Genomic DNA, 14,787 nt, shown 5'->3' on the forward strand with positions numbered 1-14,787 from the left:
CGAAATTGCGTTGCTGCTGCCTTGAATAGCTCACTGTCCCATCTCGATCGGTTAGAAGCCGAAAGCCTGCATATCCTGCGCGAAGTCGCCGCCGAGTTTCAAAACCCGGTGTTGCTGTACTCCGTGGGCAAAGACAGTTCGGTGCTGTTGCATCTTTTGCTGAAAGCGTTTTATCCGGCGCGCCCGCCGATCCCACTGCTGCATGTGGACACCGGCTGGAAGTTCCGTGAAATGATCGCCTTCCGCGACCAGCGCGCTGTCGAAACCGGCGTCGAATTGCGCGTGCACATGAACCCCGACGGCGTGGCGCAAGGCATTGGCCCGATCAGCCACGGTGCCACCGTGCATACCGATGTGATGAAAACCCAAGGCTTGAAGCAGGCCTTGGACAAGTACGGTTTCGATGCGGCCATTGGCGGTGCCCGCCGCGATGAAGAAAAATCGCGCGCCAAGGAACGCATCTTCAGCTTCCGCAACGCCCAGCACCGCTGGGACCCGAAGAGCCAGCGCCCGGAGTTGTGGAATCTGTACAACGCACGCATCCACAAGGGCGAATCGGTGCGTGCCTTTCCATTGTCCAACTGGACCGAGCTCGATATCTGGTTGTACATCTATCGCGAAAACATCCCAGTGCCTTCGCTGTATTTGGCCGCGCAGCGCCCGGTGGTGGAACGCGATGGCGCATTGATCATGGTCGATGACGATCGCTTGCCGCTGCGTGCGGGTGAAGTGCCGATGCGCAAGCAAGTGCGCTTTCGCACGCTGGGCTGCTACCCACTGACCGGCGCGATTGAATCGCAGGCCGACACGCTGGAAAAAATCATTGCCGAAATGCTGGTGGCCACCACCTCGGAGCGGCAGGGGCGGGTGATCGACCACGACCCCACGGCCTCGATGGAAAAGAAAAAGCAGGAGGGCTATTTCTGATGCGCATGGATGATGCCAACGCGCAGGTGGCCGCCTACCTGCAACAGCACGAAACCAAAGGCTTGCTGCGCTTCATCACCTGCGGCAGCGTGGACGATGGCAAAAGCACCTTGATTGGTCGCCTGCTGCACGACACCAAATTGCTGCTGGACGATCAAGTCAGCGCGCTGGAAGCCGACAGCCGCAAGCACGGCACCCAGAACGGCGAGATCGACTTCGCGCTCTTGGTCGATGGGCTGGCAGCCGAGCGCGAGCAGGGCATCACGATTGATGTGGCGTATCGTTTCTTCGGTACAGAACGCCGCAAATTCATCGTCGCCGATTGCCCCGGTCACGAGCAGTACACCCGCAACATGGCCACCGGCGCTTCAACCGCCGATGTGGCGGTGGTATTGGTGGATGCACGCAAAGGCTTGCTCACGCAAACACGCAGGCATAGTTACATCGTCAATTTGCTGGGCATTCGCCATGTGTTGCTGGCGGTCAACAAAATGGACTTGGTCGATTACAGCCAAGCGGTGTTTGAGCAGATTGTTGATGGCTATCGTGAACTTGCACAGCAGTTGGGCATCCCGCATGTGCAGGCGATTCCGCTTTCGGCACTGCGTGGCGACAACATGATTGCGCGCTCGGCAGCCATGCCGTGGTACCACGGCCCGGCGTTGCTGGAACATCTGGAAACCGTGCACGTGCAGCGCGACGCACAGTCGCTGGGCTTGCGCATGCCGGTGCAATGGGTGTGCCGGCCGAATCAGGATTTCCGTGGCTTTGCTGGCACCGTGGCCGCAGGCACCGTGACAGCGGGCGATGCGATCATTGTTTTGCCCTCGGGCCGGCGTTCCACCGTGGCGCGCATCGTGACTGCGAAAGGGGATTTAGCCCAAGCCAGCGAAGGTCAAGCCATTACTCTGACCTTGAATGATGAAATCGACGCCAGCCGCGGCGACATCATCGTCAGCACCGATGCGCCGCCGGAAGTGGCCGACCAATTTGCCGCGCATCTGTTGTGGATGGGCGATGCGCCGCTGCTGCCGGGGCGTCCCTATCTGCTGAAAATTGGCAGTCGCACGGTGGGGGTTTCGATCACCGAGATCAAGCACAAGGTGGATGTGAACTCGCAGGAGGCGCTGGCGGCCAAACATCTGGAGTTGAATGAAGTGGGCGTCTGCAACCTGCATTTGGATTCGCCGATTCCCTTCGAGGCGTATGCCGACAACCGCACGCTGGGCGGATTCATCCTGATCGACCGCCAAAGCAATGCCACGGTGGCCGCCGGTACGCTCGATTTCGCCTTGCGCCGCGCTGCCAATATTCACTGGCAACACTTGGATGTGGATAAGGCCGCGCGCGCACGTAGCAAACACCAAACACCGCGCTGTCTATGGTTTACCGGGCTGTCGGGTGCGGGTAAATCCACGATTGCCAACTTGGTGGACAAAAAACTGCTGGCGATGGGGCGGCACGCCTATGTGTTGGATGGCGACAATGTGCGGCATGGTTTGAACAAAGATTTGGGCTTCACCGACGAAGACCGCGTGGAGAACATTCGCCGCGTGGCCGAAGTGGCCAAATTGATGGTGGATGCAGGCTTGATCGTGCTGGTCAGCTTCATCAGCCCATTCCGCGCCGAACGCGACATGGCACGCAGCCTGTTTGCTGACGGGGAGTTTTTAGAAGTCTTTGTGGACACGCCCTTGGCTGAGGCCGAACGTCGCGATGTCAAAGGCCTGTACGCCAAGGCGCGGCGTGGCGAGCTACGCAACTTCACCGGGATCGATTCACCCTATGAAGCGCCGGTTGCACCTGAATTGCATCTGCGTACCGACACCGCCGAGCCGATTGTGCTGGCCAATCGCATCGTTGTGGCATTGGGCTTGGAGGAGTGACGTGGGGGCTTACGCCGGCTTGGTTCAAACCGGTGCGGTGTTACTTGTAGAACCACTGCCACCGGCGCAAGTCGATGGTTTCGTTTGCAAGCGCATCGTCGCTGCAAGAGGTGTGCGCTACTCTATGCCGGTATGCTGGTGGGCTAGGTCATCTGCGGCTTGACCAGATTCCTTTTAATTTTTGCGCCGCTCCGGTAACGAGTGGCGCGATGTGCGAGTCGTTGCAATCTTGAATACCTTTGGCCAGTTGCTGCGCGTCACCACCTTCGGCGAGTCGCATGGGCCGGCGATTGGCTGCGTGTTGGATGGTTGCCCGCCGGGGATTGCCATTGCGCCAGAAGATTTCATCCACGATTTGGCGCGGCGGGCCACCGGCAAGAGCCGGCACACCTCGGCGCGGCATGAGGCCGATGTGGTCGAAATTCTCAGTGGTGTCTATGAAGGCATCACCACGGGCACGCCGATTGCGTTGTTGATCCGCAATACCGATCAGCGCAGCAAGGACTACGCCAAGATCGCCGCGCAGTTTCGCCCCGGTCATGCCGATTACACCTATTGGCAGAAGTACGGCATCCGCGACCCACGCGGCGGCGGGCGCAGCAGTGCGCGGGAAACCACGATGCGGGTGGCGGCGGCGGTGATCGCCAAGAAATGGCTGGCCCAGCGCGGTGTTCGGGTGTACGGCTATCTGGCGCAAATTGGCCAGATCACGCCGAATGCGTTGGATGTGGCCGCCATCGAAACCAATCCGTTCTTCTGGCCGGACGCCGCGCAGGTGCCCGAGTTGGAAGCCTATATGGATGCACTGCGCAAGTCCGGTGATTCGGTGGGCGCCAAAGTCGTGGCGGTGGCCGATGGTGTGCCACCAGGCTGGGGTGAGCCGATCTACGGCAAGCTGGATGGCGAATTGGCGGCGGCGATGATGTCGATCAATGCGGTCAAAGGTGTGGAAATTGGCGACGGCTTTGCCTCGGTGGCGCATACCGGTAGCCAACACCGTGATGTGATGACGCCGGAAGGCTTTCTCAGCAATCATGCCGGCGGCATCCTGGGTGGCATTTCCAGTGGCCAGCAAATCCGCGTGTCGGTGGCGTTCAAACCCACTTCCAGCTTGCGCTTGCCGGTGCAAGGCCTGGATGTGGATGGTAATGTGGTGGACGTGATCACTACCGGCCGGCATGACCCCTGTGTAGGCATTCGCGCCACGCCCATTTGTGAGGCGATGCTGGCGCTGGTGTTGATGGATCAAGCTTTGCGCCATCGCGCGCAGTGCGGCGATGTGGGCGAAGTCCATCCGCGCATTGCCGGCAACACCAGCATTACCGACGCGAAACGATAGCGGCGCGCCGCCAGCTTTGCCCCCCACGGGCAGCGACGCGCCGCAGACCAGACTGCTAACGTCAAACCATCGTTTTCATGTGTCGGCGCAAAACAACGCCGCATTTCAATCTTTCAGGGCAAATATTCATGAGCAAGAAGTACAAGGTCGCCGTGGTCGGCGCTACTGGCGCGGTGGGCGAGGTGATGCTGTCGATCCTGGCCGAGCGCAGGTTTCCGATCAGTGAGCTGGTGGCGCTGGCCAGTGCGCGTTCCGCCGGTAGTTATGTCGATTTTTTGGATGATGAAATTCTTGTGCAGGATTTGGCGACATTTGACCCGTCCGGCGTGGACATTGCACTGTTTTCTGCCGGTGGTGGCACCAGCAAAGAATACGCACCAAAGTTTGCTGCTGCCGGCGCAGTGGTGATCGACAACTCCTCCACCTTCCGCTACGACGATGACGTGCCGCTGGTTGTGTCGGAAGTCAATCCGGAAGCGGTGCGCAACCGCCCGCGCGGGATCATTGCCAACCCCAACTGTTCCACCATGCAGCTGATGCCGGTGCTTGGCCCCATCCACAAACGCTATGGCATCGAGCGCGTCAATGTGGCGACTTACCAGTCGGTGTCCGGTGGGGGCCGTAGTGCGATGGAAGAACTGGGCCGGCAAACTGCAGAATTGCTGAGTTTCCAGGACATCCAGCCAACAAAATTCCCGGTGCAGATCGCTTTCAACCTGATTCCGCACATCGACGAATTTCAGCCCAATGGTTACACCAAGGAAGAAATGAAGCTGGTCTGGGAAACCCAAAAAATCCTTGGGGATAGCAGCATCCAAGTGAACCCCACGGCGGTACGGGTGCCGGTGTTCTATGGCCATTCTGAAGCGGTCAATATCGAAACCAAGCAAAAAATCAGCCCCGAGCAGGCGCGTGAGTTGTTGCGCGAAGCGCCGGGCGTGGAAGTGGTGGATGAGCACAAAGCCGGCGGGTATCCAACCCCGGTGACCCATGCCTCGGGTAAGGATCCGGTGTTTGTGGGCCGCATCCGCGAAGACTTTTCGCACCCGCGCGGGCTCAATTTGTGGGTGGTCGCCGACAACATTCGCAAGGGCGCAGCGTTAAATGCAGTGCAGATTGCGGAATTACTTGTTGCGGAAGGCTTGCCGTCGAAGGCCACTGGGGGCTAGAGTCGCAGCGCCTAAGTTGGGGATGGAGAGCGTGTGAATCGAACATTGCGGACAGCGGTGATGGCCGCGTTGTTGCTGGCAGCGGGAAATAGCTGGGCGCTTGGCCTTGGGCAAATCCAAGTCAAAAGCAAGCGCAATCAGCCGCTGGTGGCGGAAATCCCCATCATCTCTACCACCCCCGGGGAGCTGGCCGCGCTGCAAGCGCGGCTGGCTTCGCCGGAGACATTTCGCCGCATTGGCCTGTCGCCACCCAGCGGGATTGCAGCCGATTTGCAGTTCAGCCTAGGCAGTGATGGCAAGGGGCGTCCGGTGATTCGTGTCACTACCCTCAAGCCGGTCGACCAAGGGGCACTGAATTTCCTGATCGAAGTCGATTGGGGCAGTGGCCGGCTGGTGCGCGAGTATTCCGCCTTGGTGGATACCCCCGACACCGCAGCGGCAGGCGTGCAGCCTTCCCTGCAATTGCCGCAAGCACCCGAGGCAAACGTCGTGCAGCGCCCGCAGCCGGCACTGCCCATGCCTGCGGCCATCCCAGCGGTACCGCCACCAGCACCCACGCCCGCGCCGGTGGCGGCCACGAGCAACAATGCCGCGGCACCCGAGCCCGCGCCCGCGGTGAGCGCGCCGGAGCCACTGCCGGCTCCGGTTGCGATAGCAGCTGCATCACCAACCAACACCAATACTGCGGCACCGGCGCAATACGGCCCCATCAAGCGTGGTGAAACCTTATCGAAAATCGCCAACGCGGTGGGCTTGCGGAATGCCTTCAGCCTTGATCAGTCGATGCTGGCGCTGCTGCGCGCCAACCCGGATGCGTTTTTGGGCGATGACATCAATCGCTTGCGTAGTGGCGCCATTTTGCGCGTGCCCGGGCATGACGATGTGGCCAAGATCGATGCCAGCGAAGCTTCGCAAGTGGTGCGCCAGCAGATGCAGCAATGGCAGCAGGCTCGACACGCGGTGCGCCAACCCGATGCGGCGGCGGCACCCAAGCCAGCCCCCGCACCGGTTGCGACCGACGCGCGCAGCGACAACGCTGCCGGCAAATCGGAAGCAGCATCAAATGCGAAACCAAGTGTGAAGCCGGTTGCAAAGCCGCTATCCAAACCTTTAGCCAAACCTGTTGCCAAGGCGGATGCGGACGCAACGCGCAAGCCCACGCAGCAGCCAGCGCAAGCCAAGCAACAAACCGAGGCAAGGTTGCAGATCGTGCCACCCACGGGGCCGGGTAAGGCCACAGGAATGAAATCCGGCACCGACGCCGGCGGGAAGGGCAGCATGTTGCAACAAGAACTGCGTCAGCGTGATGAAGACATCGCGGCAAAATCGGCCGAAATCGGTGAGTTGAAAGAGCGCGTTGCCGCCTTGGAAAAACTCAAAGACGAACAGCAAAAGCTGATCGCGATGAAGGACACCGAACTGGCCACGGCGCAGGCACATTTGGCCCAGGCCAACCAAGCGCAGGCGCAACCTAAAGCGCAGCCGGTAGCACCGGTGGCTGCGGCTACCACCAGCAGCCAGCAGGCCGCCCCCGCGCCCGACGCGCCCAAGCACAAGGCCATGCCCTATGTTTGGGGTGGGGTAGGGTTTGCCGCACTGGCCTTGCTGGCGTGGTTGCTGGCGGGTCGCCGCAAACCGGCCCCGCCGGTGCGCCGCAGCGTGTTCGATAGCGAGGCCTTGGCCGCCAGCATGGTGGCACCCACGCAAGCCGATGTCGTCGCCGAAGCAGAATCCGAAGCCGATCTCTCGGTAGCCGATGCTGCGGCCGCCGAGCCAGAGCAAGTTGCCGCCATCGAGGACGCAGTCGTGCAGTCCCGCCCGGCCCGTCAGGAGACCCCGGCGTGGCACTCCGGCTGGGTAAAAACCGATCCTGTCGTTCCTGCGGCAACCCCCGCACCCACACCAGTACCCGCACCAGTACCCGCACCAGTACCCGCACCCACTGAGAGCGCGCCTGCGCACGCCAGCATCGAACAGCGCTTCAAGTTGGTGGATGCTTTTCTCGATATGGGTGACAAGCATTCGGCACAACAGATTCTGGCCGAGTTGTTGAACGACGAGGATGATGAGGCCAGCGCCAAAGCCGGGCGCATGCTGAGCAAGTTGATGGGCTGAGGTTAGCCAGACGCAATGCGCTTTGCACTGGGAATTGAATACGACGGCGGCGGCTTTTCTGGCTGGCAGCGCTTGAGTGCTGCTGGCAGCCAGCAGGCCGATGGCAGCCTGCAAACCGCATTGGAAATCGCGCTGTCGAAAGTGGCCGATGCCCCCATCAGCACCGTGTGCGCCGGGCGTACCGATGCCGGCGTGCATGGCCAGTGCCAAGTGGTGCATTTCGATACCGAAGTCGTGCGTGATGTGCGCGGCTGGGTGTTGGGGACATCGGCCAATTTGCCGCCAACGATGGCGGTGCGTTGGTGTGTGCCGGTGGCTGAAAATTTCAGTGCGCGCTTTTCTGCACGCGCCCGCCGCTATCGCTATCGCATACTCAATCGCAATGTGCGCCCAGGGTTGCAGCGCCAATACCTGAGCTGGGAGCGCATGCCCTTGGATGCGCAGGCCATGCACGCAGCAGCGCAAGCATTGCGGGGCGAGCGCGATTTCTCTGCCTTCCGCAGCGTGCAATGCCAAGCCAGCCACGCACGGCGCAACCTGCATGACATTCAGGTGCAGCGGCAAGGGGATGAAGTGGTGGTTGAAGTGCAGGCCAATGCGTTCTTGCATCACATGGTGCGCAATATCGTGGGGTCACTGTTGCTGGTGGGCCGTGGTGAGCGCTCGCAGGCATGGATTGCGCAACTGCTGGAAGGGCGCGATCGCACGGTTGCCGGGCCCACCGCCGCTTCCGCCGGGCTGCTCTTCCTTGGCCCACGCTATCCCGCCGAATGCGGCTTGCCGCCCGAAGTCACGCTGTGATGCAAGCACATACCCGCATCAAGCTGTGTGGCATGACCCGGCGCGAGGATGTGCAGCAGGCGGTGGCGCTTGGCGTGGATTACATCGGGCTGATTTTCGCTGCGCACAGTCCACGCAAATTGTCGCTGGAGCAGGCGCTGGTGCTGCGTGCAGAGGTGCCAGCAACCACTCAAGTGGTGGCGTTGTTGATGGGTAACCCGCGTGCGGATATCGCGGCCATCATCGCCACTTTGCGGCCCGATATCCTGCAATTCCATGGCGACGAAGACCCCGCATTTTGCGCGGCGTTCGGGTTGCCGTTTTTCAAGGCCATCGCGATGGGCGATGGTGCCGATCCACGCCCGGCGATGGCAAGGTTTGCCGCCGCTGCCGGCTTGGTGCTGGATGGTCACGGCGCAGGTGAACAAGGTGGCAGCGGTCAACGCTTTGACTGGTCGCGGTTGCCGCGCCAGCACGCAACGCCTGTCTTGCTGGCGGGGGGCTTGAATGCAGACAACGTGGCGCAAGCCCTTGCAATCGCGCAGCCTTGGGGGGTGGACGTGGCCAGCGGGATCGAAGCCAGCCCGGGGGTGAAAGATGCCGCCGCCATGCAGCACTTCGTTGCGGCGGTGCGCGCCAGCGATGCCGCGCGGGCGGCAATCGGTTAGGCTATGGCCGCATGATGAAGACGTTTTTTTGCCCAACCGCCCCGTTTGGCCGCTCATTGCGGCGCTGGCGGCGCGTGCCTGCGGCAGCGGTGAGATAAACCCGCTTGCGTGTTGCCCAGCGCCGTGCGTGGGCATCCTGCGTTCTTCTTCATATTCCGACGTTTGCACCTGAGGTATGCGCATTGCGCGCAGCCGATTTCCGGAGACATCCACGTGACCATGCCTCAAGCCCCGGCCACCATCGACGCCGCCATCGATTTTCATGCCTATCCCGATGCCGAAGGGCATTTTGGCCGCCACGGTGGCCGCTTCGTCGCAGAAACCCTGATCGGCCCCTTACAGGAACTGGCCGCGGCATATGACGCCGCGCGGGTGGACCCTTCTTTTATCGCCGCCTTCTACAAAGATCTGACCCATTACGTGGGCCGACCCAGCCCGATTTACCACGCCGAACGCCTCAGCCGCGAAGTCGGCGGCGCGCGCATCTTGTTCAAGCGCGAGGATTTGAACCACACCGGCGCACACAAGATCAACAACACCATCGGCCAAGCGTTGCTGGCCAGCCGCATGGGTAAAAAGCGCATCATTGCTGAAACCGGTGCCGGCCAGCATGGTGTGGCCAGTGCCACCGTGGCCACCCGGCTGGGTTTGGAATGCGTGGTGTACATGGGCGCTACCGATATCGAGCGACAAAAAATCAATGTGTATCGGATGAAGTTGCTAGGAGCCACGGTGGTGCCGGTCACCAGTGGCAGTGCCACCTTGAAAGACGCGCTGAATGAAGCCATGCGCGATTGGGTGACCAATGTGCAAGACACCTTCTACATCATCGGCACCGTGGCCGGCCCCGACCCGTACCCGCGCATGGTGCGTGATTTCAACTCGGTGGTGGGGCGCGAAGCGCGCCAGCAAATGCTCACCGAATACGGCCGCCTGCCCGATGCCGTCACCGCCTGCGTCGGTGGTGGCAGCAATGCGATTGGCATCTTCCATGCCTTCCTCAATGACCCTGCGGTGCGCATTGTGGGCGCGGAAGCCGCTGGCGATGGCATCGCTACGGGTCGCCATGCGGCGTCGTTATCCGCGGGCCGGGTGGGGGTGCTGCACGGCAACCGCACCTACGTGATTTGCGATGACGACGGTCAGATCACCGAAACCCATTCGATTTCCGCTGGTTTGGATTACCCCGGCGTGGGTCCCGAACACGCCTTCCTGAAGGACATGGGGCGCGCCGAGTACGTGGGTGTCACCGATGCCGAAGCGATGGCCGCCTTCCACCGGCTGACCCGCACCGAAGGTATCCTGCCGGCGCTGGAATCCAGTCACGCCGTGGCGCAGGCGATCAAATTGGCCGCAGACATGCCAAAGGACGCGATAGTGCTGTGCAACCTGTCCGGCCGCGGCGACAAGGATGTGCACACGATTGCCGCACGCGAAGGCATCGCCCTGTAAAGCGTGCCGGAGATCGCCATTTGGCCCGCGCGCCGCTTTCGGCGACAATACGCGGTCAACTTCACCCCCAACCATCCAGGAGTCTGGCCATGGCCGACGAGCAAGTGCAACAAGATCAGCAAAACGCCCAGCAAGGTGGCACCCAGTTTCCGCCGCAATTCTTTGACTGTGTCAACGAATATCTGGAGCTGACCAACAAGCAGTCGCAGCAGTACGGCGACAAGAACATCAGCCTAGCCGCCCTGTTTGCCAGTGCCCGCTTCAATGCCCACGTGTTCTTGGCCAACGTCAAGCCGATCGCCGCCGCCGAAGAGCGCGTCGCGTTTTTGGACTACATGAGCACCATGTACCGCCGCATGCTCAACGAGCATCTGGATGGCATGGGCGAAGAGCGCGGTATTGATGTCGGTGATTCCGAGCTGGCCGATGAATACAAAGCCGCAGGCGTGCAGATCGGCCGCCTGAAGCAGGCCGACGCTGCGGCAACGACCACCGCATGATCCGCTTGCAGCAACGGCTGGACGTGCTGCGTTCGGCCGGGCGCAAGGCACTGGTCCCGTTCATCACCGCAGGCGACCCGTCGCTTGCGGCTACGGTGCCGGTCATGCACGCGCTGGCGCAGGCCGGCGCGGATGTGCTCGAATTGGGCGTGCCGTTTTCGGACCCGATGGCCGATGGCCCGGTGATCCAGCGCAGCTCCGAGCGTGCGCTGGCGCGTGGCGCGGGGCTGACCTATGTGCTCGACTGCGTGCGTGCATTCCGTCAACACGACACGCAGACACCGGTGGTGTTGATGGGGTATTTGAATCCGGTCGAGATTCGCGGTGCTGGCAACTTTGCGCAGCATGCAGCGCAAGCGGGTGTGGATGGCATGTTGTTGGTGGACTTGCCGCCTGAAGAAGCAGGCCTGTATCAAGCCGTCTTTGAAGAGCATGGCTTGGCGCTGATTTCACTGGCATCACCCACCACCCCACAGGCCCGGCTGGAACGCTTATGCGCACAGGCACAAGGGTATCTGTACTACGTCAGCTATGCCGGTGTGACCGGTGCGGCGCATCTGGATGTGAGCGACGCCAGCAGGCATTTGGCACAGGTGCGGGCAATAGCGCGGGTGCCGGTGTTGGCCGGGTTTGGGATTCGTGATGCCGAAAGCGCAGCCGCAATGGCCATCCATGCCGATGGCGTGGTGGTGGGCAGTGCCTTGGTTGCAGCGATGGATGGCAGCGTGGACGCCACAGAAGCAGCCGCGCGTGCTGGCGCGTTTTTGCGCCCGCTTCGTGATGCATTGAACGGTCTAGCTGTTCCGGCCTGAGCTAGACTGACACGCCACGCTGCGGCGGTCGCCGTAGCGGGTAATGGCTTAATGCGCATGGCGCAATAGCGGTGATTGAAAGCAAATGAGCTGGCTAAAAAAAATGATGCCCGGTGCAGGCATCCGCACCGATGCAGGCAGTGAACGCAAACGTAGCGTGCCCGAAGGATTGTGGGAAAAGTGCGACAACTGCGGCGCCGCGTTATATCGCCCCGAGTTGGAAGCCAACCTCGAAGTCTGCCCCAAATGTAATTTTCACATGCCGATTCGCGCACGCGCGCGGCTGGCATCGCTCCTCGATGGCGGTGTGGGCAGTGAGTTGGGGGCCAACTTGGGGCCTACCGATGTGCTCAAGTTCAAGGATCAAAAAAAATACGCGGATCGCATCAAGGCTGCACAGAAAAGCACCGGTGAGCGTGATGCACTGGTGGCCATGGCAGGCAAGTTGATGGGGCGCGATGTGGTGGCCGCCTCGTTTGATTTTGCATTCATGGGCGGCTCGATGGGCTCGGTGGTGGGTGAGCGTTTCACCTTGGCGGCCGAACGCGCATTGGCGCTGGGTTGCCCGTTTGTCTGCTTCACCGCCAGTGGCGGCGCACGCATGCAAGAAAGTCTGTTCTCATTGATGCAGATGGCGAAAACATCGGCGGCACTGGGCCGTTTGCGCGCAGCAGGACTCCCGTATATCGCCGTGCTCACGCACCCCACCACCGGTGGGGTATCCGCCAGTTTTGCGATGTTGGGCGATCTCAATATTGCCGAGCCGGGCGCGTTGATCGGGTTTGCCGGCCAGCGTGTGATCGAACAGACCGTACGCGAAAAATTGCCGGAAGGCTTCCAGCGCAGCGAATTTTTATTGCAACACGGCACGGTTGATCAAATCGTAGATCGCCGCGACATGCGCGAGCGCTTGGCGCAATTGTTGGCAATGTTGATGCGACAACCTGCACCGGATGCCGGCAGCACAGCAGGCACGGAGGCCGCGTGAACACACGCAAGTATTTTGGCACCGACGGCATCCGTGGTCGCGTGGGGGATGGCCCGATTTCGGCCGATTTCGTGTTGCGTCTGGGTAATGCTTACGGCCACGCGCTGACCGCCGCCGCACGCGCCGGACAAGAATGGCGCAAGCCCCTGGTCGTCATTGGCAAAGACACCCGCATTTCCAATTACATGTTCGAAGCCGCGCTGGAAGCAGGCCTGGTGGCCGCGGGTGTGGATGTGCAGTTGATGGGGCCCATGCCCACCCCGGCGGTGGCGCATCTCACCCATTCAATGCGTGCCGATGGCGGCATCGTGATTTCCGCCTCGCACAATCCGCATCATGACAACGGGATCAAGTTTTTTTCCGCACAGGGTGAAAAACTTGACGATGCCACCGAGCTGGCCATCGAAGCCGCACTGGAACGGCCGTTTTCGACCGTGCCATCCGAGCACCTGGGCAAGGCGGTACGCACCCGTGACACCATCGGGCGTTATGTCGAAGCGTGCAAAAATTCGGTACCCAAGGGCTTTCATCTGGGCGGTATGCGCATCGTGGTTGATTGCGCAAACGGTGCCACCTATCAACTGGCACCGCTGGTGTTGGGCGAATTGGATGCGCAGGTAGACGCCATCGGGGTCACGCCCAATGGCCTGAATATCAACGAAGGTGTGGGTTCCACGCACCCGCAGACACTGGCGGCACAGGTCGTTGCAAGCGGAGCCGAGTTAGGCATTGCATTTGATGGCGATGGTGATCGCGTGTTGTTTGTCGATGCACAGGGCCGCATCTGCGATGGCGATGACCTGTTGTATGTGTTGGCCTGCGATTGGCAGGACAGCGGTCGTTTACGCGGCCCCGTGGTGGGCACCTTGATGACCAATTACGGGTTTGAACGTGCGCTGGCCGAACGCGGAATTGGGTTTGTCCGCGCCAAAGTGGGCGACCGGTATGTGCATCAGCAATTGCTGGCGCATGATGCGGTGCTGGGCGGCGAAGCCTCTGGGCATATTTTGTGTCTAGATCGCGCCAGTACCGGCGATGGCATCGTCAGCGCACTGCAAGTGTTGGAAGTCTTGCAGCGGCGCGGTATTGGGCTGGCCGAGGCTTTGAAAGACCTGCATAAAGTGCCGCAAAAAACCATCAATGTACGTTTTGATGCTGGTCGTAAACCGGCCGAGGCCGAAAGCGTCAACGCTGCGCTGGTGCAGGCGCAGCAAGCGGTCGAAGGTAGGGGGCGCGCATTCTTGCGCGCGTCTGGCACCGAACCGGTGGTGCGGGTGACGGTGGAAGCCGATGACGCCGCGCTGGTCGAATCCACACTTGCCAAGTTGGCCGATGCGGTCAGGTTTGCGGCAAGCTAAATCTGGTATTTCCCCTTGCGCGTGGATAACGGCAAGAGAGTAAAAGGTACGCACATGACGACGCACATCCCGACCCTCGATATCCGCCGCTTCACCCATCCAACGTCGCTGGAAGACCGCCAGGCCTTCATTGACGCACTCGGTGCGGCCTACCGCGAATGGGGGTTTGCCGGCATTCGTCATCACGGCATCCCGCAGGCGCAGATCGATGAGGCCTACGCCACCTTCAAAGCCTTCTTCGCGCTGCCCGATGATGTGAAAAAGCACTATCACGTGGCCGGTGGCGGGGGCGCGCGCGGCTATACACCATTTGGAGTGGAGACGGCGAAGGGTTCCAAACACTTTGACCTCAAAGAGTTCTGGCACATCGGCCGCGAAATTTCGCGTGATTCCAAATACGCCGCCGACATGCCAGAGAACCAATGGCCGGCCGAGATCGACGGCTTTCGGCGCGTTGGTTACGGCTTGTACGAATCGCTGGATGCACTAGGCTCGCAGGTGCTGTCGGCGCTGGCATTGCACATCGGTTTGGCAGCAGATTATTTTTCCGACAAAACCAATTCCGGCAATTCGATCCTGCGCCCGATCCACTACCCGCCGATCACCACCGATGATGTGCCCAATGTCCGCGCTGGCGCGCACGAAGACATCAACCTGATCACCCTCTTGGTGGGTGCCAGCGCGGAGGGGTTGGAAGTGTTGTCACGCAAGGGCGAGTGGGTACCGTTCACCGCCGATGCCGACACCATCGTGGTCAACATTGGCGACATGTTGCAACGCCTGACCAATCATG

General features: G+C 61.1%; 13 protein-coding genes. All 13 read left to right on the forward strand.

The features are described 5' to 3' along the window. Positions 1–21 precede the first annotated feature (21 nt). Positions 22–927, forward strand: coding sequence for a sulfate adenylyltransferase subunit CysD (cysD, locus tag PK789_RS02550; protein WP_324306795.1), 906 nt, complete (start codon positions 22–24; stop codon positions 925–927). Further along, positions 927–2,813, forward strand: a complete 1,887-nt coding sequence (cysN, locus tag PK789_RS02555) for a sulfate adenylyltransferase subunit CysN (RefSeq protein ID WP_324306797.1) — start codon at positions 927–929, stop codon at positions 2,811–2,813. The genes cysD and cysN overlap by 1 nt, the downstream gene beginning before the upstream one ends. Positions 2,814–3,042: 229 nt before the next feature. Next, the gene (gene aroC, locus PK789_RS02560) at positions 3,043–4,152 is read left to right on the forward strand and encodes a chorismate synthase (RefSeq protein WP_324306799.1); all 1,110 of its coding nucleotides are present in this window, start codon (positions 3,043–3,045) and stop codon (positions 4,150–4,152) included. 128 nt (positions 4,153–4,280) lie between these two features. Next, complete coding sequence (locus tag PK789_RS02565; RefSeq protein WP_324306801.1) at positions 4,281–5,321, forward strand: aspartate-semialdehyde dehydrogenase; 1,041 nt, start codon at positions 4,281–4,283, stop codon at positions 5,319–5,321. 33 nt (positions 5,322–5,354) lie between these two features. Further along, the gene (locus PK789_RS02570; protein ID WP_324306803.1) at positions 5,355–7,436 is read left to right on the forward strand and encodes a type IV pilus assembly protein FimV; all 2,082 of its coding nucleotides are present in this window, start codon (positions 5,355–5,357) and stop codon (positions 7,434–7,436) included. A gap of 15 nt (positions 7,437–7,451) precedes the next feature. After that, positions 7,452–8,237 carry a tRNA pseudouridine(38-40) synthase TruA gene (gene truA / locus PK789_RS02575; RefSeq protein WP_324306804.1) on the forward strand — a complete coding sequence of 262 codons (786 nt, stop codon included), beginning with the start codon at positions 7,452–7,454 and terminating at the stop codon, positions 8,235–8,237. Beyond that, positions 8,237–8,884 carry a phosphoribosylanthranilate isomerase gene (locus PK789_RS02580; protein ID WP_324306806.1) on the forward strand — a complete coding sequence of 216 codons (648 nt, stop codon included), beginning with the start codon at positions 8,237–8,239 and terminating at the stop codon, positions 8,882–8,884. The genes truA and PK789_RS02580 overlap by 1 nt, the downstream gene beginning before the upstream one ends. A gap of 219 nt (positions 8,885–9,103) precedes the next feature. Continuing rightward, positions 9,104–10,336, forward strand: coding sequence for a tryptophan synthase subunit beta (trpB, locus tag PK789_RS02585; RefSeq protein ID WP_324306820.1), 1,233 nt, complete (start codon positions 9,104–9,106; stop codon positions 10,334–10,336). A gap of 89 nt (positions 10,337–10,425) precedes the next feature. Continuing rightward, entirely contained in the window at positions 10,426–10,836 is a 411-nt protein-coding gene (locus PK789_RS02590) for a DUF3144 domain-containing protein (RefSeq protein ID WP_324306808.1), read from the forward strand. Further along, a complete protein-coding gene (gene trpA, locus PK789_RS02595; RefSeq protein WP_324306810.1) occupies positions 10,833–11,648 on the forward strand; it encodes a tryptophan synthase subunit alpha in 816 nt (271 codons plus the stop codon). The genes PK789_RS02590 and trpA overlap by 4 nt, the downstream gene beginning before the upstream one ends. Before the next feature lie 85 nt (positions 11,649–11,733). Then, positions 11,734–12,636 carry an acetyl-CoA carboxylase, carboxyltransferase subunit beta gene (gene accD / locus PK789_RS02600; RefSeq protein WP_324306812.1) on the forward strand — a complete coding sequence of 301 codons (903 nt, stop codon included), beginning with the start codon at positions 11,734–11,736 and terminating at the stop codon, positions 12,634–12,636. Further along, complete coding sequence (gene glmM, locus PK789_RS02605) at positions 12,633–13,994, forward strand: phosphoglucosamine mutase (protein ID WP_324306814.1); 1,362 nt, start codon at positions 12,633–12,635, stop codon at positions 13,992–13,994. Before accD ends, glmM begins: the two co-directional genes overlap by 4 nt. Positions 13,995–14,048: 54 nt before the next feature. Beyond that, positions 14,049–14,787 (forward strand): isopenicillin N synthase family dioxygenase (locus PK789_RS02610; RefSeq protein WP_324306815.1); only part of this gene is annotated, 739 nt, incomplete at its 3' end.

The organism is Thermomonas sp., assembly GCF_035369645.1.
GTDB lineage: Bacteria > Pseudomonadota > Gammaproteobacteria > Xanthomonadales > Xanthomonadaceae > Thermomonas.